At 47.6% G+C, this 24069-nt stretch carries 22 protein-coding genes and 1 other RNA gene; 22 read left to right on the top strand and 1 reads right to left on the bottom strand.

Annotated elements, in window-relative coordinates:
- Window positions 1–505: 505 nt before the first annotated feature.
- From modA to AXX12_RS16495, 11 genes are all read left to right on the top strand, one after another.
- Window positions 506–1303, top strand: coding sequence for a molybdate ABC transporter substrate-binding protein (gene modA, locus AXX12_RS16545; protein WP_066245108.1), 798 nt, complete (start codon window positions 506–508; stop codon window positions 1301–1303).
- 16 nt (window positions 1304–1319) lie between these two features.
- Window positions 1320–2012, top strand: coding sequence for a molybdate ABC transporter permease subunit (gene modB, locus AXX12_RS16540; protein ID WP_066245106.1), 693 nt, complete (start codon window positions 1320–1322; stop codon window positions 2010–2012).
- Window positions 2005–2661, top strand: coding sequence for an ATP-binding cassette domain-containing protein (locus AXX12_RS16535; protein WP_066245104.1), 657 nt, complete (start codon window positions 2005–2007; stop codon window positions 2659–2661). Before modB ends, AXX12_RS16535 begins: the two co-directional genes overlap by 8 nt.
- 388 nt (window positions 2662–3049) lie before the next feature.
- Window positions 3050–3724, top strand: coding sequence for a response regulator transcription factor (locus AXX12_RS16530; RefSeq protein ID WP_066245101.1), 675 nt, complete (start codon window positions 3050–3052; stop codon window positions 3722–3724).
- A gap of 2 nt (window positions 3725–3726) precedes the next feature.
- A complete protein-coding gene (locus tag AXX12_RS16525; protein WP_066245099.1) occupies window positions 3727–4986 on the top strand; it encodes a sensor histidine kinase in 1260 nt (419 codons plus the stop codon).
- Between the two features lie 297 nt (window positions 4987–5283).
- Window positions 5284–6549, top strand: a complete 1266-nt coding sequence (locus AXX12_RS16520; RefSeq protein WP_066245097.1) for a TolC family protein — start codon at window positions 5284–5286, stop codon at window positions 6547–6549.
- Window positions 6550–6584: 35 nt separating this feature from the next.
- On the top strand, window positions 6585–7658 hold the full coding sequence (locus AXX12_RS16515) for an efflux RND transporter periplasmic adaptor subunit (protein WP_066245253.1): 1074 nt from the start codon (window positions 6585–6587) through the stop codon (window positions 7656–7658).
- Window positions 7659–7670: 12 nt separating this feature from the next.
- On the top strand, window positions 7671–8351 hold the full coding sequence (locus AXX12_RS16510; RefSeq protein ID WP_066245096.1) for an ABC transporter ATP-binding protein: 681 nt from the start codon (window positions 7671–7673) through the stop codon (window positions 8349–8351).
- Window positions 8352–8355: 4 nt separating this feature from the next.
- Complete coding sequence (locus AXX12_RS16505) at window positions 8356–9570, top strand: ABC transporter permease (protein ID WP_066245094.1); 1215 nt, start codon at window positions 8356–8358, stop codon at window positions 9568–9570.
- Between the two features lie 237 nt (window positions 9571–9807).
- Window positions 9808–10129: RNase P RNA component class B (rnpB, locus tag AXX12_RS16500), an RNA gene on the top strand.
- Window positions 10130–10448: 319 nt separating this feature from the next.
- Complete coding sequence (locus tag AXX12_RS16495; RefSeq protein ID WP_066245093.1) at window positions 10449–11003, top strand: nitroreductase family protein; 555 nt, start codon at window positions 10449–10451, stop codon at window positions 11001–11003.
- A gap of 50 nt (window positions 11004–11053) precedes the next feature.
- Here AXX12_RS16495 and AXX12_RS16490 read toward each other — a convergent pair whose 3' ends face one another.
- Window positions 11054–11299 carry a TIGR03905 family TSCPD domain-containing protein gene (locus AXX12_RS16490; protein ID WP_066245091.1) on the bottom strand — a complete coding sequence of 82 codons (246 nt, stop codon included), beginning with the start codon at window positions 11297–11299 and terminating at the stop codon, window positions 11054–11056.
- Between the two features lie 213 nt (window positions 11300–11512).
- Between AXX12_RS16490 and AXX12_RS16485 the strand changes: the two genes are divergently transcribed.
- The 11 genes from AXX12_RS16485 (at window position 11513) to AXX12_RS16435 (ending at window position 24058) form a co-directional block, all read left to right on the top strand.
- Window positions 11513–12040: a hypothetical protein gene (locus AXX12_RS16485; RefSeq protein WP_156478704.1), complete on the top strand. Its 528-nt coding sequence runs from the start codon at window positions 11513–11515 to the stop codon at window positions 12038–12040.
- Window positions 12041–12175: 135 nt separating this feature from the next.
- Window positions 12176–12847, top strand: coding sequence for a phosphate signaling complex protein PhoU (phoU, locus tag AXX12_RS16480; protein WP_066245088.1), 672 nt, complete (start codon window positions 12176–12178; stop codon window positions 12845–12847).
- Between the two features lie 136 nt (window positions 12848–12983).
- Window positions 12984–14114: an HD-GYP domain-containing protein gene (locus AXX12_RS16475; protein ID WP_066245086.1), complete on the top strand. Its 1131-nt coding sequence runs from the start codon at window positions 12984–12986 to the stop codon at window positions 14112–14114.
- A 343-nt stretch (window positions 14115–14457) separates the two neighbouring features.
- Window positions 14458–15138, top strand: coding sequence for a TerC family protein (locus tag AXX12_RS16470; RefSeq protein ID WP_066245084.1), 681 nt, complete (start codon window positions 14458–14460; stop codon window positions 15136–15138).
- A gap of 313 nt (window positions 15139–15451) precedes the next feature.
- Window positions 15452–16894, top strand: a complete 1443-nt coding sequence (locus AXX12_RS16465) for a sodium:solute symporter family protein (RefSeq protein WP_082816937.1) — start codon at window positions 15452–15454, stop codon at window positions 16892–16894.
- Window positions 16878–17306, top strand: a complete 429-nt coding sequence (locus tag AXX12_RS16460) for a HutP family protein (RefSeq protein ID WP_066245082.1) — start codon at window positions 16878–16880, stop codon at window positions 17304–17306. Before AXX12_RS16465 ends, AXX12_RS16460 begins: the two co-directional genes overlap by 17 nt.
- Window positions 17307–17493: 187 nt before the next feature.
- Complete coding sequence (locus AXX12_RS16455; RefSeq protein ID WP_066245080.1) at window positions 17494–19521, top strand: proton-conducting transporter transmembrane domain-containing protein; 2028 nt, start codon at window positions 17494–17496, stop codon at window positions 19519–19521.
- Window positions 19518–20423 carry a respiratory chain complex I subunit 1 family protein gene (locus AXX12_RS16450; RefSeq protein WP_197470766.1) on the top strand — a complete coding sequence of 302 codons (906 nt, stop codon included), beginning with the start codon at window positions 19518–19520 and terminating at the stop codon, window positions 20421–20423. The genes AXX12_RS16455 and AXX12_RS16450 overlap by 4 nt, the downstream gene beginning before the upstream one ends.
- 11 nt (window positions 20424–20434) lie before the next feature.
- Window positions 20435–21061, top strand: coding sequence for a hydrogenase (locus tag AXX12_RS16445; RefSeq protein WP_066245076.1), 627 nt, complete (start codon window positions 20435–20437; stop codon window positions 21059–21061).
- A gap of 10 nt (window positions 21062–21071) precedes the next feature.
- Window positions 21072–22529, top strand: a complete 1458-nt coding sequence (locus AXX12_RS16440; protein WP_066245074.1) for a hydrogenase 4 subunit F — start codon at window positions 21072–21074, stop codon at window positions 22527–22529.
- 5 nt (window positions 22530–22534) lie between these two features.
- A complete protein-coding gene (locus AXX12_RS16435; RefSeq protein WP_066245072.1) occupies window positions 22535–24058 on the top strand; it encodes a hydrogenase large subunit in 1524 nt (507 codons plus the stop codon).
- The last annotated feature ends 11 nt before the right edge of the window (window positions 24059–24069 follow it).

Genomic DNA, 24069 nt, shown 5'->3' with positions numbered 1-24069 from the left:
CTCAGAATGTGATTTAACCTGGCTCGTATTAGTCATCATCGTTCGTTTGTTCAGGATATTCTGCTGTTACGATTGCACTTCTAACTATTAATTGCCGCTGGCCGTATGGCTGCGGCTTTTTTATTTTAGTTAGCTCTAATAGATAAATGGTAAAATTATTCAGCATGTTTCTGACATAACGTCCGACATACATATGACAGGTAAGTTAAATTATTATTAAGTTAGTAGATATAGGCTATTTAAATCAGTTTTCAAATAGGGAACAAATAAGGAAGATTAAACTGGGCTACCGAAGGGGAGGCGAACGCTAGCTCACAATTAATCCAAGCGGGGGTGCCATTAATTGAATATCATTCAATAGGTCAGCAGTTCGATGGCGCTTTTCTCCACCAAGCTTTGCGGCACTTGACCGCGAGGTCATTTTTTGTTATATAATAACACCAGATGTATTTAGTTATGGTTGACTATCTCGCTTGGAGCAGCCAATGAAGAGGAGCGATTAAATGTGAGGCCAAGGATTATAACAGTCTGTCTACTGCTTTTTATACTTGTGATCACACTTATTGGTTGCGGAGGTAGCAAAGGTAGCTCTCCGAGCAAGCAGCAGCTGGTAGAGATACACATATCCGCTGCTGTCAGTTTGAAAGATGCGTTGACTGAAATCCAGAAAAATTATCAATCTAAGAATCCTCATGTAAAACTGCTATATAATTTTGGCGCCTCAGGCTCGTTGCAGAAGCAAATTGAGCAAGGCGCTCCTGCTGATATTTATATTTCCGCCGCTCCTAAGCAAATGGACGATTTGGAGAAGAGCAATCTTATCAACAAGGCTACACGAAAGAATCTTGTGGAGAACAAACTAGTGCTCATTGTTCCGTCGACATCTAAGCTAGAGAATGTTAACTTTGAGGGATTAACGCAAGCAGGGATACAAAAAATTGCTCTTGGTGAACCGAAGGTAGTGCCAGCAGGGCAGTATGCTCAACAGGTTTTGCTGAAACTGGACGTGTGGGATAAGTTAAAAGATAAAGTCGTATATGCAAAAGATGTTCGCACCGTACTGGCTTACACGGAGACGGGTAACGTAGAGGCAGGCATTGTTTATAAAACAGATGCGGCATCCAGCCAAAAAGTAAGAATTGCGGCGACTGCTCCTGAAGGAAGCCATCAACCTATCGTTTACCCTATCGCGGTGCTATCCGGTGCTAAACAATCAAAAGCTGCTAACGAGTTCGTCGCTTACCTGTTCGGCGCAGAGAGCAAGGCGATCTTTGAGAAGAATGGCTTTGTCATGAGCAAATAGGAAAGCAGGTGATTCGATGGTTGAATGGCAACCGGTGATTCTTTCAATTAAGGTAGCATTGTTTTCACTTGCTATCGTCTCTATTTTAGGCGTGTCAAGCGCGTATTTGATGCGACGATATGAATTCACAGGAAAGGCGGCTCTGGAAGCTCTGTTTACGTTGCCCTTGGTTCTGCCACCGGTCGTTACAGGATTCTTGCTGCTGCTGCTCATCGGTAAACAAGGGCCAATTGGTCGGTTGTTAACCGATTTATTTGCTGTTCAAATCATATTCACTCCTTTTGCTGCTGTCCTGGCAGGAACGGTTGTGGCTTTTCCACTGATGTACCAAAGCGCCAAAGCGGCCTTTCAAGCCGTGGATAACAAATTGGAAGATGCGGCCAGGACTTTAGGCGCCAGTGAATGGAGGGTTTTTTGGACGATAACCATTCCGCTTGCCTGGCCAGGCTTGATTGCCGGTTTGGTTCTCTCCTTTTCCCGGGCGTTAGGCGAATTCGGCGCGACCATCATGGTGGCTGGCAATATTCCAGGCAAAACACAGACCATCCCACTTGCCATCTACTTCGCGGCCGAATCGAATGATTTGACTACAGCCGGCATCTATGTTTTACTCATCAGTTTGTTGACGTTTTCGCTAATCCTATGGCTTAACATATGGTCTAAATCGCGTAACAAAGGCTTAGCCGCGAAGGGGTGCACTGATGCTTAACGTTGATATCAAGAAAAGATTAGTAGATTTTACGTTAGATGTGCGCTTTTCGGTTGAGAATAATATACTGGTGTTATTCGGTCCTTCAGGTGCGGGCAAGACGACTATTTTGCGCTCGATTGCCGGACTGATCAAGCCAGATCAAGGTACAATTAGTTATTGTGATCAACTTTTTTTCTGCTCTGTCACCAAAACATTTCTGGCACCGCAACACCGCCGTGTCGGCTATATGTTTCAGGAGTATGCGCTGTTTCCGCATATGAATGTAGAAAAAAACATTTGGTATGGTGTTAAGGGGAGCAACGAAAAGGCTGATGAATTATATGGAAAATTGATGGATCTGTTGAAAATAGAGACTCTTGCTTCACGGCTTATCGATAAGTTGTCAGGCGGCGAGAGACAGAGGGTTGCACTTGCCCGCGCTCTAATGGCACAGCCGAACATCCTATTGCTTGACGAACCATTATCAGCATTGGATAAAGATACACGGTGCGAGCTTCAGGCCGAACTGCGGACAATGCAGTCAATATGGAAGATCCCCTTCATTTTGGTCACTCATGATCCAGAAGAAGCCAAGGCACTAGGCGACCAATTCCTGTTTATTGAGAAGGGGCGTCAGGTAACTCAGCCTGTTGGCTGGGAGAACTAACTTCAAACGGATTCGGATTTTGTTCGTTACTTTTTATTTAGATCTCTTACAATATTGGTAATGTCAAGAATGAGAGTACTGTTGGTAGTCTGGCCGGTAAAAGCAGCATAGTGGCAGACAGTAAGAATGGAGTTATTGAGAGCGTCTCCGACTCCTCTGCTACGTCAAAGTCAGTACAAGCACGGGTAGTTTGGTCGGAAAAAAGCGACATCACCCGGCAGCAAGATGAGAATAATTAGATAGAAACATTTTCTGTGACCAGAGAACCCCGCTTACAGGTCGTTTGGCTTGAAAGCGGGGTTGTTTTTAGTTCAGACTACCGCGGCAGTTTTTTCTGCTTTGTGGGTATCTTACTAATAAAGAACGAAAACACACAGGAGGCGGCTGGATGCGAATACTGGTTGTAGAAGATGACTCCATGCTGCGAGAGGCTGTGGTCGCACTTTTGCAAGATGAAGCATTCCTTGTTGATGAAGCGTCGGCTGGGGATGACGGGTTATTCATGGCTGAGCAAGGAATCTATGACTTGCTGATATTGGACATCATGCTGCCCGGAATGAGTGGATTCGAAGTGGTCAAAGCTGTAAGGGAACAGGGAATTGCCACACCAATTTTAATTCTAACAGCCAGGGATAGTGTGCAAGACCGAGTGCGGGGGTTGAATATTGGCGCTGATGATTACCTAGTTAAACCCTTCGCATTGCCAGAGTTTTTGGCACGGGTTAAAGCGCTTCTGCGGCGCGGCAATAGCGGCGGCAAGGAGACAGGCTTGGCTTTTGCAGACATTGTTCTAGACTCGAAAGCCAAGGAAGGGTTTGTGAATGGTCAGCCGCTTCAGTTAACGGCAAAAGAATATGAACTTCTCGAGTTTTTGCTGCTTAACCATGATCAAATACTGACGCGCGAGCAAATTTACGACCGCATCTGGGGCTTTGCCTCAGAAACCACAATCGGCAATGTGGATTTATATGTTCATTATCTGCGGAAAAAATTGACGCCGCATTGCAAAGATGCGTTATTGCGAACCGTTCGCGGCGCAGGATTCATCCTAAGGGAGAAGTAAACATGTTTCGTAAGACGTTGATCCGATTGACAGCGACCAACTCCATGGTATTTGTTGCGCTATTCATTTTATTTGGCGCGAATATTTACGGGTATGTGTCTTATCGCTTGTTTGATCAGGTGGATGATGCGATGCGACTGAAAGCGGACGCCTTTCAGATACGCAATGGGCGTCCTTCATTAGCAATTAACAAAGCAGCTGTGTTTGAACCCCGAGTTTTCTTACTGCTAAGGGGCGTAGACGGGCGAATGATTAATTTTTATGCAAGCTTTATTGAAGATTCCGACAGGTTTAATGAACTAGCCCAATATGCTGAGTCCGGGAAAATCGTCGGCCGTCAACAAGGGCCGCATACGTATCGGCTATACGCTACTCCTTATCGGCACGAAGAGGTGATATACAGCCGGTCTGGGACAGATCCGGTGACCGTACAGGACGTGATCGCCATCAGTATCGTCGACTCTGAAGTCGCATTGCTAAAACGTCTGTTGCTCATTTTGCTGACCAGTTTGATCGGCGGGGCAATAGTCATCGTGCTCGCTGGCTATTATCTTGCCCGTCGCGCACTTTCGCCAGTCCGAATCGCTTGGGAAAAGCAGCAGCAATTTGTGGCTGATGCATCTCACGAATTGCGTACGCCGCTAGCTATCATTAAAAGTAATGCAGAGTTGACGCTGCGTCACCCCAACCATACGGTTGAAGAGGAAGGCATTCGGATCACTAATGTGATTCGTGAATCCATGAGGATGAACAAATTGGTTTCCTCACTGTTAACCTTGGCTAGAGCTGACGCCAATCAGGCAGGGCTGAGTCTGACAAATTTCACTCTGAGGGAGATACTCGAATTAGTCATCGAACAATTCCAGCCGATAGCGGAAATGAAAGCTATCTTGATCAAGTTAATGATGCCAAGTGACGTCTGTTTAACCGCCGACCGAGAGCGTATTCATCAGCTTTGCATCATCATCCTGGATAATGCGATTAAGTATACAACCTCCGGAACGGTTGAGATAAGTTGTTTCCAAAAATCCAATAATGTGATTCTAACCGTTTGCGATACTGGCTGTGGTATTCCAGAAGATGACTTACCGCATATCTTTGACCGTTTCTATCGGGGCGATAAAGCGCGTAATCGTGAATCCGGCGGTACGGGGCTTGGTCTGGCGATTGCTAAATGGATCGTCGAGGCCCACGACGGGAAGATCAGAGTGGACAGTGAGTTCGGAATTGGTACAAAAATTCAAGTGACTCTGCCGCAGTAGATCCCAAAATGGCCAGCCAAGGTTAAGCATCACGCTCCGATGCTACAGCTTAACCTCTGCGCAGGCGAATGCTTAGCACAGGTGTTCAGGCTACCGAAGACATCAGGGTGACTTTTTGTCTCATCAAAAGACATTGTAGCCCTCTGCGGGAACCATCTGCGTATCTGCGCTTAACGTGCCTCTCCTTCCCAAGACCGCCACAAGGCGGTTTTTAATTTTTTTTCAAAAGATAATCAAAAAATCTAACGCTACAATACAGTTGCAGTAGTCCCATATTCGTGTGAGGAGGATTTTGACATGATAACTAAGATATTGAAACGTAAAATTGCAGTTTTTGCCGCTGGGCTGATGTTGATAAATCAGGCGTCCTTGTTTGCAGCACCGCTTGAATTGACTCTAAGTGACAGCATCGCGATAGCGCTTAAGGAGAATGCCAGCATTACAATTGCGCAGGCAGATAAAGAACGATCAGAATGGGGAGTCAACGAAGCACAGACTGGTAAACTGCCAACACTTTCACTAGGCAGTAGTTACAACTGGGCTGAATCTCAGGCAGGCAGTGATGGCAGTCTGAATAATAGTCTACGGATGAACTGGCAATTGTATAATGGCGGTCGCACAGACCGGCAAGTTGAGCAAGCGAAGGAAGGCGTACTGGTCTCAGAATTAGGCATTCAAAAGGCCAAGCAGCAGCTTAAACTTGATGTGACCACCGCTTATTTTAATGTACTGCAAGCGCAAAACATGGTAAATGTGAATCAAGAAACTGTCAACAATTTTAAGCAGCATTTGCAAATTGTTGAGGAGAAGTTTAAGGTCGGTGTTGTCGCTAAGTCGGATGTATTGCGGTCTGAAGTCGAGCTAGCCAATGCTGAACAAAATCTAATTAAATCTGAGAACGGTTATGACGTGGCAGTGGCCACACTTCTAAACATCATGGATCGCACGTCAGAGACAGAGGTCGTGTTAAAAGATGACTTTGGTTATGAAAAATCGACTATCAGTTTAGATGAAAGTTTAGTTCTAGCCCGAAAAAACCGTCCTGATATTACACAGTCTGAAGCGAATGTTCGCATTGCTGAACAAGGAGTTGCCATTGCAGAGAGCGGCAATTCACCGACAGTATCGCTGTCAGCTTCTAAAGGCTGGAATGATGTCGTGCCTGATAATGGGAACTGGTCTGCTGGCGTGTCAGCCAACTGGAATATATTTGACGCTGGTTTGACCAAATCGAAAGTCCGTCAAGCGGATGCTTCGCTGGTCAAGGCGAAAGAACAGGCAAAGCAAGTCAGTGATAGCGTTGCGCTTGAAGTCCGTCAAGCTTATCTGAATATGCTGGAAGGAGAAAAGCGCATCCAAACAACTGACGTCGCCAGCCAAAAAGCGCAGGAAGACATGTTTATCGCTCAAGAAAAATACCGCGCTGGCGTAGGGACGAACCTGGATGTGATTGATGCGCAACTAGCGTTAACGCAAGCTCGCACTAATCGGATTCAAGCACTTTATGACTTTAATGTGAGCAAGGCAAAGCTCGATAAAGCTGTCGGAAATATGGTTCAGTAGGAGGGACAACTGTGAAAGCTCTATGGCAAAAACTTATGAGAAATAAGAAATGGTTAATCATCGGCATTGTTGCGATTGTGGTAGTAAAAGTAGGTATTGATATTCAGGCCAACCAGGCTAACGCCGCAGCTGTGACGCCGAAACTCACGAAAGTTGAACGCGGTGATATCATATCGATCGTGTCTGCTACCGGCACGATCCAGCCGGTTAACCAAGTCGATATTAGTTCTAAGATTACTGGGCAATTAAAGGAAGTCAGGATAAAAGAAAATGAACAGGTAAAAATTGGTCAAGTGCTAGTTGTCCTCGACGATACTAGACTCAAGGCCCAAGTGACGCAAGCCAGAGAAAAACTGAACAATACAGCAGTAAACTTTGAACGCAATAACCGCCTTCATTCGATCGGTGCTGTATCTGAGCAGCAGCTTGACAACTCCCGCATGGAGTATAATGTCGCTCAAGCTAATTATGATGAGGTGGTTTCCCAGTTGAATGAATCTGTCATCACCTCTCCGATTGACGGTGTTGTCATTGGTAAGCCACTGCCGGCAGGGCAGATGGTAGCGCAAGGCATATCTAACCCGATGGTTATTCTGACAATAGCTGATATGTCAAAGATGCAAATCGAGGCCCAGGTTGACGAATCCGATATCGGCAAAGTCGCTGTTGGCCAGACGGTGTCCTTTACGGTCGATACCTACCCGGGAAAGACCTTCAATGGTATTATTTCCAGGGTTTCTCAAAAAGCTAATACTACTCAAAATGTCGTGTACTATACTGTCACGGTCGACGTCAATGACGCCGGCAATCTGTTGAAGCCGTCGATGACAGCCCGTTTGTCCATTCATGCAGGGGAAAGTAAGAATACGCTGACAGTACCCTTGGCAGCCTTAAAGACCAACCAAAAGCAACAACAATATGTTAGCGCTTTTCGCAATGGCAAATCTGAGGATATGATAGTTACAACCGGTCTCGTCGGCGAAGACCGTGTAGAAATAACCAGCGGCGTCAGCGAAGGGGAACAAATTGTTTTAGCCCAAGCACAGTCCAAACAGAAGGCTGCTACTCAGTCGAGCGGATTCCCGCCCGTCATGGGCGGACGCCGCTAAGGAGGGCTACAAATGACAATCGCACTGTCTGATGTCACCAAAACATATCAAATGGGCGGAACCACGGTCAACGCGCTGGCAGGCGTTAATCTAAACATCTTTGATGGTGAGTTTACCGCCATCATGGGACCGTCCGGCTCAGGCAAGTCAACATTAATGAATATCTTGGGCTGCTTAGACCGGCCCACCACCGGATCCTATAAGCTTGATGACCAGGAAGTCGCCTCACTGGGTGACGATGATCTGGCGGTGACCCGAAACAAGAAAATTGGTTTTGTCTTTCAAAACTTCAATCTGCTGCCCCGTATTTCGGCGATGCAGAATGTGGCTCTACCGCTGGTTTATGCAGGCGTTGACGCGAAAGAACGGCAGCGCCGGGCAGAGGAATCTTTAGCTGCGGTGGGACTCGATCACCGGATGGACCATTTGCCGAACGAACTGTCAGGTGGTCAGCGGCAACGGGTAGCGATTGCCCGGGCCTTGGTCAATGACCCAACCATTATCATGGCTGACGAACCAACCGGTAACTTGGATTCTAAGTCAGGTACAGAGGTCATGGGGATATTTGAAAGACTCAATGCTATGGGGCGTACGATCATTCTGGTTACCCACGAGCCAGACATCGCTGAATATGCCAAGCGGGTGATCCACGTGCGCGACGGACTGGTGGTTCGCGACACGGGAGAGGAGTGAGATTATGTTTAAAGAAAGCGTCACGATCGCGGTAAACGCGTTGCTAGGTAATAAACTGCGGTCAGTGCTGACGATGTTAGGCATTATCATCGGTGTCGGCGCCGTTATCGCCATGATCTCCATCGGCATGGGCGTTCGCGATAAAGTGCAAAGCTCAATCGCCGGCTTGGGCAGCAATCTGATCATGGTGTCGCCGGGAGCGGTAAAGTCCGCAGGCGTGCGGCAGGCCGCCGGTTCAAATACCAGTCTGACAATCAAAGATGCTCAAGCCATCGCTCGGGACGTATCTGACGTTAATGCGGTGGCGCCCACTGTCAGCCGTCAATATCAAATTGTAGCAGGCAATCAGAACTGGAATACGCAAGTTCAGGGTACAACGCCGGAGTTTCTTGAGGTTCGCAACATGAACGTGGATGTCGGCAGCTTTTTTACGAATCAAGCTGTGGATGCCCGTGACCGGGTAGCTGTTATTGGTTCTACGGTTGCCCAAAGTCTGTTCGGTGATGCGAATCCGGTAGGGCAGACCATTCGTATCGACAAATCGCCTTTTCGCGTCATTGGTGTGTTAGCTAGTAAGGGACAGTCGGCAGGCGGCGGCGACCAGGATGATGTCATTCTTATCCCCATTACCACCGCTCAGGAACGACTGATGGGGATCACGTATGTGCAGATGATTAGCATCCAAGCAGCCAGTGAAGAGGTTATCTATGGGGTGCAGGCAGAGGTAGCGGCGCTTTTGCGGGCCCGTCATGGACTCACCAACGACCAAGGAGACGACTTTACCGTTCGCAATATGGTTAGTGTCATGGAAACAGCAGCCACAACTACAGACACCATTACCCTGCTGCTCGGCTTTATTGCCGCCATTTCCCTGCTGGTCGGCGGGATCGGTATTATGAACATCATGCTGGTTTCGGTAACTGAGCGAACTCGGGAAATCGGTATCCGCAAGGCCCTTGGCGCTAGATACCAAAACATCCTCATGCAGTTTCTGATTGAGGCTGTGGTGATTGGCGTGCTGGGGGGGGTGATCGGCATCGCCTTAGGTGTGGGTTCATCTGCCGTTATCGCTTCAATAGCTGGCTGGAATACGGTCATTTCACCGCTGGCGATTGTTGCCGCTTTTGCATTTTCCGTGGCTATCGGCATGTTTTTCGGCATCTATCCAGCTCGGAAAGCCGCGCTGCTTGATCCGATCGTTGCCCTGCGTTATGAGTAAATATTGCCACTTTACAAGCTGCGTTAAGCGTGCTAGAATTTAGTTCTGTTAAACACTTGCTTGTCACCTGTCAAAAGCGGGGAATCGCGGTAGACTAGTACCGTGTCAACCCTAAAACTGTAAGTAGAGTGGCGAGGAGATTTTTTGGAAGGCAAGGCGGAGGAATGAGGCATACCGACAGTATGCCGATTGACGACAACGCCGCATTGCGGAAAATTTACCGCCAGAATATACAGGATTAGGGTTGATACGGTACTCGGTCTGTTGAGGAAAGTCCATACTTCCACAGCCTGCGATGGCTGTAGTGTTCGTGCCTGTCGCAAGACAGGGCGGGAGATATCTCCCGACGACGGCAAAAGCGGCTCACGTAGTCGCCAGTAGCTATAAAGTGCCACAGAAACGATACAGGTCGGCGACGGCCTGGTGCAAAGGTAAACTCCACGAGGAAGAAACCCAGTGTGTAGGGGAGCCCTCCGAAAGGAAACCGAACGGACGGAGGGGACAGCAGCTCGTCTGCTGTCAGAGAAATGATTCCTAGAACAGAAAATGGCTTACGGCTTTTGACAGGCAGAACAAGCAATAAAAAATCCCGCTGAAAAGCGGGGCTTTTTTTTGCCGATTGGAGGGCACCGAATTGCGGTTAATGCGACGATCACATTACAATAGTACGTTGCCACGAAAACGCGAAAGGCGCTGCGCGCCCGCTTTAACCGTTTTCGCCGGCTAAAGAACCGTTTTTTCGTTTCTCAAAAACCGTGCGCGGGTTTTCTTGTTTACCATTGTTGACAGGAAAACATTACCTTGCGGCGAAAGTTATACAGAAAGAAGAAACGGGAATGATTGGTATAGGGTGAGTATTAAGGGAGGTTGAATAAATAATGAATGACATTCTAAAAGCAATCAAAAGCCGTAGAAGCGTTAGGAGTTTCAGCGACAAGCAAATTACAGATAATGAATTGCAGGCTGTTTTGGAAGCCGCTCAGTACGCGCCTACTGCCGGATCTCAACCATGGCAGTTTATTGCTATCCAAAAAGAAGAGCTGATTAACGAATTAAGCAATGCATCCAAGGAAGTTGCAAAAAATCATGAAGTGGAATTTATTAGAAAAATGGCTAATAATAAAGACTTTCATGCATTTTATAATGCACCGACCGTGATCCTGGTTTGCGGTGATGAAAGCCTTTGGACGCCTGCTGATTGTGCTGCTGCAACGCAGAACATCTTACTTGCGGCTGAATCTCTTGGCTTGGCTGCTTGTTGGATTAATTTTGGTCTTTTTGTTTTTAGTAGTGAAAGCGGATCAACGTATAATGAACTTCTTGGCATACCGGAAGGGTATAGCCCATTATACTCGGTAGCGCTCGGTTATCGGAAAGGCGCAGTACCGGCTGCCGCCCCTAGAAAGAAAAATGTAGTTACTTGTATCAAATAAACCTATTAATATCAATAGATTACTTTAAGCGCCCCTCCGGGCGTTTTTTCTTACTTCTTCTCAAACTCTGAAAGTGCAATCGCCAGTTGATCCACGCACGAGGTGTCGCTTTCGCCGCATTGAATTCCCCGCAATTTGCTAATCACGTCGGCAACCGGCATTCCTTGCACAAGCTTCGCAATAGCGGCTAAGTTACCTGGGCAGCCGCCGATAAATTCGAGCTGTTTTACTGTTCCGTTTTCTACTTGAAAAATAATATCAGTAGCGCAGACACCTTGAGTTTTAAAAATGGCCATAAGAATTCACTCCTGACAAGCGGTTTGAAGCCCGCATAATAAAGCGTGTTTCAAAAACACGCACCCTTTAACTATAGCATAGGCTGTAGGCTAGAGACAACTACTGATAACAAGAGTGGGAGAAGAACCCGGATTTGCCGAAAATATGCATACTGTCATAATTTTGTCATAGGATTACTGTATTCTGGCATCAGAAATAGTTAGGAGGAATTGATGATGAGAAAGATTACCGCATTTTTGGTTTTAGCCTTTACGCTAGTTGCCTTCAGTACATCTGCCTTCGCATGGGGGCCAAAAATTGACGAGAGGCCGGATAGTTTCCGTCAAGGGCGAAGTCAAGGCTATTTTATCTGGCGTGATCAAAATGGTTTCCATTTATGGACTTCCACGACTAATGGGCAACGTCATGTCTTTACCGGTACCATCACTACAGATGGAGATCGGTTCGAAGTGAAAGCGGTAGACTTGGAGAATAGTGCGAAAACCCCCTTTGCCCGCATGTACAATCACAATCGACCGAATAGGCAAGATAGTATAAAGATTGATCATGACCGTGATACGATTAAATTCCGCTTTAATAATTCAGGCCGTGATGTTGATGGGATTACCTTCCGTACAATCGGCGGCAGCAAGGTGAAATTTGATCTCTATATGGACGGAAAGCGGATTGACCCTAGCGAGATCTTTATTGGAGAGGAAGGTTGGCATCCAGGACGTAGTGTCTTCACCATGTATAAGTAAGCTTCTGAAGCGTCGACAGTTTGTCGGCGCTTTTTTCTTATTGCTATGAAGGAAAATGTTTCCGACAAGGCGAATAAAAATACGATAAAAGTATAACCGTATTATCAGTCGAAATTGGCAAGGAGAGGATGGATCATGGTAATGCGAAAAGGCTATGACATTGAAATGGCTAGAGTGCGTCAAGTCATTACCGATATGGGAGAAAAGTCTGTGGTTTCTGTCAGCTCCGCAATCAGCGCGCTAGTTTCAGGCAACCCTGCACTGGCTGATCTTTCTCGCCAATATGAGAAAGAAGTCGATGTGCTCTATCAAACGATGGATGAAGAACTGATTCGAACAATTGCGACCCAGCAGCCGCTGGCGTCTGATTTGCGTTTTATCGTCTCTAGCTTAAAAATTGCAAGTGAGATTGAGCGAGTTGCAGATTATGGTAATAATATTGCAAAAATCGTGCAAAAGAAACTGGCATCGCTCGATCCCGAGCCAGTGAAAAAAGTAGCTGAGACGGTTAGAACCATGGGTGATTTAGCCTCAGCTATGCTGGCTGATGCCGTAAAGGCCTATGAAACAAATGATGCGGACCTGGCCACCCAGGTCATTGAGCGCGACTCAGATGTTAACGCATTGAATAAAGCACTGTTCCGGATTCTTGCTGAAACAGCGTGTGCTGATTTAAAGGCGCAGGAAACAATTTTGCAGGTGCATACTGCTATTCGTTATATTGAGAGGGTAGCTGATCGTTCGACTAATATCGCTGAATGGGTATTTTACTCAGCAACCGGCTATCGTTTCAAGGAAAAGAACTAAAAATTCATAGCGGCGTAACTGTCGCTCCTTGGTTGCCTTTTGACAGCACTTTTTTAGTCGCTAAAGGATATACACAATTTATATTGAACAATGTTTACGTGATCGAGACACTGTATGATGTTAAGGATGGACGAGCATGCAGAGAATAGCTGTCAAGGACCTTGCCCCCGGCATGGTAGCCGCCAAAAGTATATATACTGCAGATGGCAGGATGTTACTTGCCGAAGGTGCAACATTTACCAAACGTTACATAAATCGATTGCAGGAATTGGGCATTTGGGTTGCTTATATTCAAAATCCTCTGGCAGTAAGCATTGACGTGCCAGATATCTTGGCTGAGGAAACTCGAGTCAAGGCAATCTCTACAGTCAAAGAAGCATTTGAAGGCTTCCGCAACACGAAGAAGATCGATATGGGGCAGTTTAAACAACTGACAGAAGGTATTGTTGACGAAATTATCCGCAATCCCAATGCTGTATTTCATCTTAATGATATTCGTATGTATGATGACTATACATTTGCTCACTCGGTCAACGTTTGTGTATTAGCAGTCTTGGTTGGAGCAGCTCTGCAATATACACCACGCCAATTGATGGAGTTAGGGGTTGGAGCTGTTTTGCATGATGTCGGCAAAATGGCGATCGAAAAACAAATCCTAAATAAGCCAGGGCATTTAAGTGAATCAGAAATGGATCTAATGCGTCGGCATCCTGAATTAGGATTTGAGATATTGAGAAAATATAGTGCACAGTTGTCTTGGTTATCTATTCACGTGGCTTTTCAACATCAAGAAAAATTTGATGGCAGCGGTTATCCACGTGGTCTAAAAGAGACTGATATTCACGAGTATGCCCGCATTACCGCGATTGCCGATGTGTATGATGCATTAACATCTGATCGTCCCTACCGTCCCGCGTTGTCTCCGGGCGAGGCGTATGAATTTCTACTGGCTGGATCTGGTACACATTTTGATCCAGATATTCTGCGCGAGTTTTTGCGCCATGTTGCGCTATACCCGGTTGGTAGCATAGTCAAACTCAATACGGGTGATATTGGCATCGTGACTCACGTTTTTTCCGGATTGCAGACGCGGCCAATTGTCCGATTGCTCGTTGATGCATCCAATACCCTTTACAATTCAGATGCCGAAATTGACCTCAGCACTGAGTTAACGGTATTTGTAAACCAAGTATTGCCGGAACTAGATGTCGCGACTCTGGCCCGGAGGATTGGCAATCCCGCGCTGACTCGCATCGAAGTTGGTTAATCATGTGTAGGCAAGAGAACGCGAATCTTTTGCTGGACAAATTTCAACTGATCTGGCATAATAAAAAGGTAGCAGATAATTGAATAAATTAAAGGGGAGTAGCTACCAGGTGTAGTCAACAGCTCTGCATTTATGCATGGCTATACCGTTGAGCGGTTTGTTCAATAGCCAGACCTTTATTAACCATCCCCGTATTGGATAGTTAATGAGGTCGTTGTAGCATCCTGTATACAAAGACCTTACATCTGTAAGGTCTTATATTTTTTGAAAAGAGGTGGTCTCAACATCCTGGCACACGGCTTCATACTGGCAAGATAATAAAAAATGAAATGGGGTTATTTCGATGGAACTATTTGCGGCGTTAATTAGTATTACCTTTATGGACTTAATACTAAGCGGTGACAACGCTGTGGTCATAGCTCTGGCGAGTAGAAATTTGCCCTCAAATCAGCGAAAAAAAGCTGTCATATGGGGTGCTGCCGGTGCTGTGGGGTTGAGAGTACTTCTAACTACGGTTGCAGCAATGCTGTTACAAATACCGTATATGCAATTCTTTGGCGGCATTGCGTTGCTCTGGATTGCGGTGAAACTATTGGCCGGTGAAAAGGAAGACGAAACAAAAGTTAAAGAGGCTTCGAACTTCTGGGAAGCTATTCGCGTTATTATGATTGCTGATGCGATTATGAGCCTAGATAACGTGCTGGCCGTCGCTGGCATTGCTCAGGGTAATATTCCGCTGTTGTTGTTCGGTCTTGGGCTTAGTATTCCGCTTGTCGTTTTTGGCAGTCAATTTTTCCTCAAATTGATGGATCGGTTCCCTGTTCTTATCTATGTCGGCGCGGCAATCCTTGGTTGGACTGCCGGTGAAATGGTTGCCAGCGATGGTAGTTTAGGAGTTTACCTCCACGATTACGCATTGATTATCAAGGTCGTATTCACGGTTGGAGTAATTGGACTCGGCTACTGGCTGAAATCTCGCCATGCGGCGGTTCCAACAGCCGAAGCCGAAAAAACTTCCGCATAAGCTTTAAAAGCCTGGCAAGGCATAGTTTTTGCCAGGCTTTTTATATGATTCAGCCTAAGTCCCGTATGTAACGGCGGCTTTGCTATGTGTTAATCCGAAGCTTGACAAAACAATAAATGACTGATAACCTGTAATATGTAGAATGGTTTTCACCTCTTGGAGGATTTTTGTAGTATTGCAGGATGGTAGGATGGAGAGATCTCTTACACACCCTGTTTGGGTGTTTTTTCTTTTCCATCCGGCCTCGGGGAAAAGCTGGTGATAACCGTATTCGGTTTTGTGTAGTAGGAAAGTAGAAAGGTAGGAGATTGTCCTGTCTATTCAACTGGTTATTATTATTCTGTACATTGCCTTATTGTTTTTGATTAGTTTGTATGCGAAAAAGCGAGCATCTGGCGGTAGCGCCAACTTCTTGTTCGCCGGACGGAAAATGAACTCTCTGTTGGTTGCGGTCAATGTTGCCGGTTTGGCGATTGGCGCCGCATCGACAGTCGGCGTCGCGGAAAATGCGTTCACAGTGGGCATAGCCGCTGGCTGGTATAATGCGGCTTGGTCAGCTGGTGCGGTTGTCATGGCCATGGTTGCCGCCGATAAGTATCGGTCAATGAATTGCACCACTGTTCCCGAATTGTTTGAACGGTATTATGATAAAAAAGGTCGGGTAATTAGCGCGGTTTGTCTCGTTATCATTATGATGGTTATCACGTCTATGCAGTATTTGGCTGGCGGCGCCATCCTTTCCTCACTGCTGCCTGAGTACTTTACGATGCAAGGCGGCATGATCATGAGCGCGATCGTGTTTATTAGTATAACGTTAATCGGCGGCCTTTGGTCTTCCGGTTTATCCAATATTGTAAGTGTTGTTCTGATCTATCTAGGGGTATTGGTAGGCACATATATGACAGTGTCGCAACAAGGCGGATTAGGTGGACTTGCTACCAAACTTCCAGAGACAGTAAGCTGGTTCGGACCGATCGGCGGTCTCAGCTTAGCCACCATCATTGGCTGGTTTGTTGTCATGATTACGCAGACGATTACTGCCCAAGGCCCGGTTCAGATCGCTTGCGGCGCAGTGGACGGCAAAACGGCGAAAAAGGGATTCTTATGGGGGGCGGTCATTATCTTCCCCATTGGTTTTCTTTGCGCCATTATGGGTCTGGCTGCACGCGTCACCTATCCTGACATTAAAGCCACACTAGCTTTGCCAAAGATTATTATGAGTCTTGACCCGATCGTTTCCGGCATTACCTTGGCCGCACTCTGGGCGGCTGATGTATCAACAGCCTGCACTTTGCTGCTGGGGGCAGGGACTCTGTTCGCACAAGACATTTATCAGCGTTTTATTAATCCGTCAGTCAGTGAGACGAAATTTCTGACTGTTAACCGGCTTACGGTGCTGGGTACCGGCCTGCTCACTCTTTGGCTGGCATTCAATGCAGTTGGTATTTTGCGGACTCTGTTGATCGGTCTTAGCCTGACAACAGCGTTCACGATCGTGTTCTTATTTACGATGTTTGCACCAAGTCTGTGTAGAAAAAGTTCCGCTTTCTACACCACTCTTGCAGGAATATTGGCGCTGGCTGCTTGGCAGATTCTGCCGTCGGTCCGTATAGTTTCCGAGCCGATTTATTTTGAGTGGCTGGTTTGCCTCGTGACCTTCTTTGCAGTTACTGTGTTAGATTCAAATAAGATAACAACGCAAGAACATGTACCAGACAACATAGATGAAGGAGCTGCTTATGGAGGAACTCACTAGTATTGAAGTCGGCAGAGCTGCCCTAAAAATGGCAGCCAGCGAAAGCCGCCAGGAAGAGCAAGACACTAGAGCCGCCTTGCAAAAACGCAATATCCGATCGGCAGCGGTGGATTTTGGCGGCGAATTTGTGCCATCAGTCAAGAAAATTATCGAACGGTCTGTCGTTGCAGCCCAACGCCAGGGCTTAGTTGCTGACAATCATGTCGGCGAAGGAGCGATAGCGGGGGCGACCCACGCTGCTCTTGCTCAAGTGACACCTACAGCGGTAGGGCTTAATGTTGGCGGTAAAATCGGTATGGCTCGTCATGGCGAGCACCTCTGTGTCGCTGTTTACTTTGGCGTCGGCGTCCTCAATCTCAACGAAGTGGCGGTCGGCTTAGCGCATCGCTCATTACCAAAAGATGAGCTGTGACTAGTACTAGGGTCTAAAAGAAAATCGCCGCTATTTTAAGTAGTCTGACAAGATAGATGAGTAAATCATCAAATTGACGAGATATGGAAGGATACAGCCCCAAATCGGGCTGTATCCTTTTTATTATTAGTGTGTCGTTATGATACAATAGAAATATTACACTATTAAATAATAAAAGGGTGAAAACATGTCACTGCAACATTGGCTCTTAGGCGCCGCGCTGTCCTGTTTCAGCGCAGGCACTGTCCTGGCTTGGGTTTTGCGCAAACGACCACTGCGCGTTAATCTGGCGGCTCATGGGTTGGCTGTTCTAGGCTGCTTGGCTGCCGGGCTATGTGCACTTTTGATCTTATATAGCCAGGAAACATTGACTACATCTGCGATTGCTTTTCCATTAGGTGATATCTACCTAAGACTTGATCCGCTGAGTGCGTGGTTTCTGCTTTTGCTTGGTATCGTGGGTACGGCTGTTAGCATATACGCAGGTGCTTATACACGCGGATACTACGCAAAAGAATATTCCCTCTTGGCTGGTCTATTCAATCTTTTTTTGCTTTCGATGACACTAGTGTTTAGTGTTGCCCATGTCGCCGGCTTTCTCATTGCCTGGGAAATGATGGCGATTATTTCATTTCTTCTGGTTAATCATGAACATGAGAAGCCGGAAATTCGTCGAGCCGCGTTCGTATATGTCGTTATGACTCATATTGGCACCGCGTTTCTGATTATTGCTTTCTTACTGATGGGCAGAGCGGCAGAAAGTCTTGACTTTGCTAAGTTGTCAGGAGTGGCTCTTGACCCGGTGACTCGTAACATGGTCTTTATTTGTACGTTAATCGGATTTGGCGCCAAAGCCGGCATCGTGCCATTGCATATCTGGCTGCCCCGCGCCTACCCCGCGGCCCCCAGTCACGCTGCTGCGCTGATGTCTGGAGTGATGATCAAAACAGCAGTTTACGGTCTATGCCGGTTTTTTCTGGAGTTTTTAGGGCCAGGACCGGTTTGGTGGGGTTATACGATTTTACTACTGGCTGCTGTTACTGCCTTCCTTGGCGTCCTTTGGGCGTTGATGGAAAACGACTTAAAAAAGCTGCTTGCCTATTCGAGTGTGGAGAATATTGGCATCATTCTGTTTGGTGTGGGCGCTGGGCTGGTGTTTGCTGCACGCGAACAAGCTGCCTTAGCGGCTCTGGCCTGGACAGCGGTGCTGTACCATAGTCTAAATCACGCAATTTTTAAGTCCCTGTTATTTTTGGTGGCTGGCTCGATACTGAAAGGTACTCATACCAGCAACCTGGAAAGGCTGGGCGGGCTGATTCGCACTATGCCATTCACGGCGGCGCTGTTTTTTGTCGGTGCAGTCAGTATTGGCGCGCTGCCGCCCTTAAACGGTTTTGTCAGTGAGTGGCTGACTCTGCAATCATTGTTTTTTCTACCACAGGCTATTCCAGGAACGCTTGGCAGACTGGCTGGTGTGATGATAACTGCATTGCTAGGCTTGACCGGCGCGCTGGCAGCCGCATGCTTTGTGAAAGCCTTCGGTATAGCCTGCCTTGGCAAGCCGCGTAGTCACCAGTCTGAGCAAGCTAAGGAGGTTTCCCTTGCCATGCGGTTACCGATCGGTGTTTTGGCCATCTGTTGTGTAGCGCTGGGGATTTGGCCACAAGCAGTAATTGGCGTGCTGCAAAAGGTCTTAACTGGCTTTACTGCGGTGCATCCATCAATTAGTACAGACTCTTGGCAGGCGGCAGTTTTCCAATCTGGTGCTTTGGCCGCGCCGTTAGGCACCGCGTCTCTGCTAGGCATCCTGGCGGTAGCGCTGCTAGTTGCATTTTGCCTGTATCGCGTTTTTGGGCATTCGACAGTGACAGCAGGGGAAACCTGGACCTGCGGTATTACGCCAAGCTCGCGGATGCAATATTCATCACTCGGTTTTTCTAAACCTGTCCGTCGCGCGTTTGGTGCGATTCTGCAGCCGCAGCGTGAAATACTGGCAGACTCAAACACGAATTTATACTTTGGCCGCAAATTAACCTTCCGTTCGAAGATTGAGTATCTATTGAGCGAGACATTATATTATCCGCTTAAATGGGAAATTCTGCATTTATCTGCCAAAATGAAACGATTGCAAGTAGGCAATGTGCAAGTATACATTGCCTATATTATGGCGGCAACCATAGTGGCTCTGCTGTGGAGTGCGGGGTGGCAGTCATGAGTATCTTCATTACACGCATTGCGTTGGCCGTAGCGGTCTTGTTCTTCGCCCCGCTCGTTCTTGGTCTGATAAAATCGTTAAAAGCGAAATTGCAGAATCGGCGTGGGCCGAGACTTTGGCAACCGTATCTTGATATCATCAAACTATTAAAAAAAGACGAAGTGGTTTCACCAACAACATGCTGGGTATTTCGAGTTGCTCCCTTTGGCTATCTTGCCCTGGCTTTTGCAGCGGCGGCCTTGCTGCCTCTGCCGTTACCCGGTCAGCAAGAGACATATCCGGACATATTTGATGTATTTTTACTGATGTATGTTTTGGCGGCAGGCCGCTTTATCCTTGTCTTAGCGTCACTTGATGCAGGCAGTACCTTTGGTGGTATGGGCGGGTCGCGCGAGATGTATGTGTCAGTTCTAGTTGAGCCTGTACTGGTGTTAGCGTTTCTGACTGTCGCAGCGCCGGCTGGTTCGACCGGGCTCGAGGCGATGGCTCGGCAAGCGGCACAAGCGCCGTTTTCAGTGCCTTACGTGTTCGCCGGATTTGCATTCTTCATTTTGCTGCTGGCCGAGACTGGCCGGGTGCCAGTTGACAATCCTGACACTCATCTTGAGCTGACGATGATTCACGAAGGCATGTTGCTCGAGTATTCTGGTCGCCGTCTAGGTCTAATCCACTTGGCTGCTGCTGTTAGACAGTTAATTATCATTTTATTGTTTGTGATTTTCTTTATTCCTTGGCAGGCATCTTGGGGTGGTATTTTGCCGCAAGTTGCGTTGAAGGTAGTTATTACCGCCGCCGCCTTGGCAGTAACCGAAACTTGTACAAACAAAATGCGCTTGTTTCGATTGCCTGGCTTTATTGCCATTTCAGGGCTGTTATCATTGTTGGCGCTTGTGGCGCAGTAAGGAGACAGGTCATGCAGATTTTAACTATTCTTCTGTTGGCTCTTGCGGCTGTGCAAACCCGGGTGACTAGTTTGCGAACCGCTATTTATGTGCTGCTGGTACAGTCTGTACTGGTTGCAGGTGCTTGTTTAGTTGTGGCGCTCGAGACGCGTGAACTGCATACGTATATCGCCGCATTGCTTACTGCCGTGATTAAGGCTGGCGTCATTCCCTTTGCGCTGTTCAGACTGTCAGGAAGGCTAAAGCGGGAAAAAGAGCAGCATCCGATATTAGGTCCGAACGCGGCTTCACTGTCTGCCTGTGTCGCGATTTTTTTCGCCTATTCGCTGATTGATCATGCTTTGCCGGGAGTGGTCAGCCGTGACGCATTAGCGGCTGCTATCACCCTAGTGTTTATTGGCTTATTGTTAATGATGACTCGTCACCAGGCAATCCTGCAAACAGTAGGGCTTATTACCATGGAGAATGGCATCTATTTGGTAGGGTTGTCTGTGACTCAAGGCTTGCCGCTGATCATCGAAATGGGCATTTTCCTCGATGTTCTGGTTGCAGTATTAGTGCTGGTGATTCTAACCTATCGCTTAAAACTATCATTTGCTTCAACTGATACGAGCGTATTAGAAGAACTGAAAGGATAAAAGAAAGTCTATGCACGAACTTATTTTTGTCGCTCTCGCGATACCCCTGATAACCGCAGTGCTGTCCCTGCTGCCGTTGCGCTTGCCGCTTGGCGCCTTGAATATATCTAGCGGTTTGGCGGTTGCTGCTGTCATCCTTCGGTTAATATGGCAAGTTGCGACTCAGGGCCGTATTCACACTGGCTTATTTCTCGTTGACGAATTGAGCGTGGTACCACTATTGGTTGTCGCGTTGTTGACTGTTTCGTCTACGCTATTTTCGCTTTCGTATATGCGGCGTGAACTGGAAGACGGGCATATTACCGAGAAGGCGTTAGCCCGCTATTATGCGTTATTGCAAGTTTTTGTTTTCACGATGATTGGGGCGCTAGTTGCTGAAAATCTGGGTATTCTCTGGGTCATGATTGAGGCGACGACTCTGGCCAGTGCTTTGCTGGTAGCGTCTTCTTTCAATCGGTCCTCTCTAGAGGCAGCCTGGAAATATGTTATGGTCTGCACGGTTGGCATCTGTATGGCACTTTTAGGAACGATCCTATTATATTATGCTCAGGTGAGCGCAGGTGAAGGCAAAGAAGCGCTAAGCTGGCTGGCACTGACCGGCGCTGCTGCTCGGCTTGATCCGGATATGACAAAACTGTCTTTTGTCTTTATCTTGATTGGTTATGGTACGAAAGCCGGTCTGGCGCCGATGCACACCTGGCTGCCAGACGCTCATAGTCAAGCGCCCTCGCCGGTCAGCGGACTGCTATCTGGCGCGCTGCTGCCCTGCGCCTTCTACGCGATCATGCGCAATATGGCTGTGGTTCAGCACTCACTCGGGCCTAACTTTGCCGAAACGCTGCTGTTGACATTTGGCCTATTATCAATAGCTTTATCGACGCCATTTATCCTTCTACAGCATGATCTTAAACGGTTATTAGCCTATTCCAGCGTGGAAAATATGGGTTTGATTGCGGTCGGTCTTGGCATCGGCACTCCGTTGGCTACTACCGGCGCCCTTCTGCATATTCTTTACCATGCCTTAACCAAATCGGCGTTGTTCTATTTAGCAGGTACGATTACACAAGAATATCGCACAAAGCAGCTGATGCGAATCCGTGGATTAATCAGTTCGGCCCCCTTACTAGGCGGTCTGTTCTTTGTCGGCTTACTGGCTATTACGGGCATGCCGCCATTTGGCATATTTACCAGCAAATTTTTGATTATCCAAGCAGTCGTTGACGACGGGCGTCCCTTGCTTGCCGGTCTATACCTACTTCTGTTAGGTGCTGTGTTTGCCGGTATGATCTATTATGCGATGGGAATCTGTTTTGGCGCGGCGCCCAAAAAGCCGATTAACTCGCCGTCGGCCTCTGCCTCACTGGCAATTGGCTTATCGATCTGTATAGTTCTGGCTGCCGGTTTTTATCTGCCGCCCTGGCTGGGATCTGTATTGACCCTGGCAGCGGCGCTTGTGACGGGAGGTTGATGTCCATGAGTCTTGTTTCAGTTCAGAATATCTCGGCTGCAGGTCTGCGGGCTGCAGCAAATGTTATCTATCGAGGCGGCAAGAGTCAGCTTATTGCCATGTTTGCCAACGATGAGCGAGAGCTAGATAACTGTTTCGCTATATATTGTCTATTTGCTGAACGGGAAGCACCGAAAACTCCGTTTCGTCTGCTGCGGGCGGTAGTGCCTGCTTCTGGGCCGTTAGAGTTCCCTTCGTTGACGCCACTGACTGCGGCGGCCGCTTGGTATGAACGGGAAATACACGATTTATTTGGCCTTACACCGCTGGAACATCCGGATTTACGTCGGCTGGTGTTGCATGAAAATTGGCCGGAAGGGCTATATCCGTTGCGCAGGGACTTCAATCAAAGCCATATTGATACAGCTGATGAATCCTATCCAATCCCGTGCGTAGCTGGCGAAGGTGTATTTGAGGTCCCAGTTGGTCCGATCCATGCTGGTATCATTGAGCCTGGGCATTTTCGATTTAGCCAGGCGGGTGAGAGTGTCATTAATCTGGAGGCGAAGTTATTTTTCACCCACCGCGGCATTGAAAAATCGGTAGAAGGTATGCCGATCGAGCGAGCAATTTTGTCTGTTGAGCGGATCTGCGGCGCCTGCTCGGTATCACACGCGATTTCGTTCAGTCAGGCGGTTGAATCACTGGCAGAAATCAAGATTTCCTATCGCGCTCAATTGATTCGCGTTATCGCCGCTGAGTTAGAGAGACTGTACAATCATATCGGCGATGTTGGCAACCTTTGCGCCGGTTTGGGATTTGCCGTGGGCACTAGCCATGGCGCCCGGCTCAAAGAAAAGCTGATGCGGATCAATGAGACTATCAGCGGCAATCGCTTTTTGCGGGGCTGGGTGGTTCCCGGCGGGGTCACACTCAATCTCCCGGCCGCGATGGCAATAGACCTTGTTGTTGAATTGGCAGCGATTGAAACTGATTTTGCCGAACTGATGGCTTTATTACGAGAAAATGAGGCCTTCCTAAATCGGGTTGAGACAACTGGCATTTTACCTCATCAAGCCGCTTTGGACTTAGGGGTGGTGGGGGTAGCTGCTCGAGCCTCAGGCGTAGCCGAGGATCTGCGGCATGATCATCCTTACGCCTGTTATAATGAGCTGGATTTTCGGACTCCTGTTTATAAGGATGGTGACGTCGCCGCAAGATTATGGGTCAGAGCTGATGAAGTAGTAGTGTCCATCGCAATTATTCGGCAAGCTGTGGCGCGACTAGCCGATGCGCCGCCAGCGCTTTGCCTGAAGCTGCCGCCAATCACGGCATATAAGCAGGCATTTGGCTGGAGTGAATCAGCTCGTGGCGCTAACATCCATTGGCTGATGACTGGAAAAGACAATACAGTTTACCGTTGCTTTGTCCGTTCTGCTTCCTACTCTAACTGGCCGTCACTGACGGTTGCGGTGCCTGGGGATATCATTCCTGACTTTCCCCTCATTAATAAAAGTTTTGAACTCTGTTATGCTTGCTTGGACCGTTAGGAGGGAATTCT

Source organism: Anaerosporomusa subterranea, from assembly GCF_001611555.1.
Classification (GTDB): Bacteria; Bacillota; Negativicutes; order Sporomusales; family Acetonemataceae; genus Anaerosporomusa; species Anaerosporomusa subterranea.
Note: the sequence above shows the minus strand (reverse complement) of the source record. Positions and strands in the feature narration are given on the sequence as shown.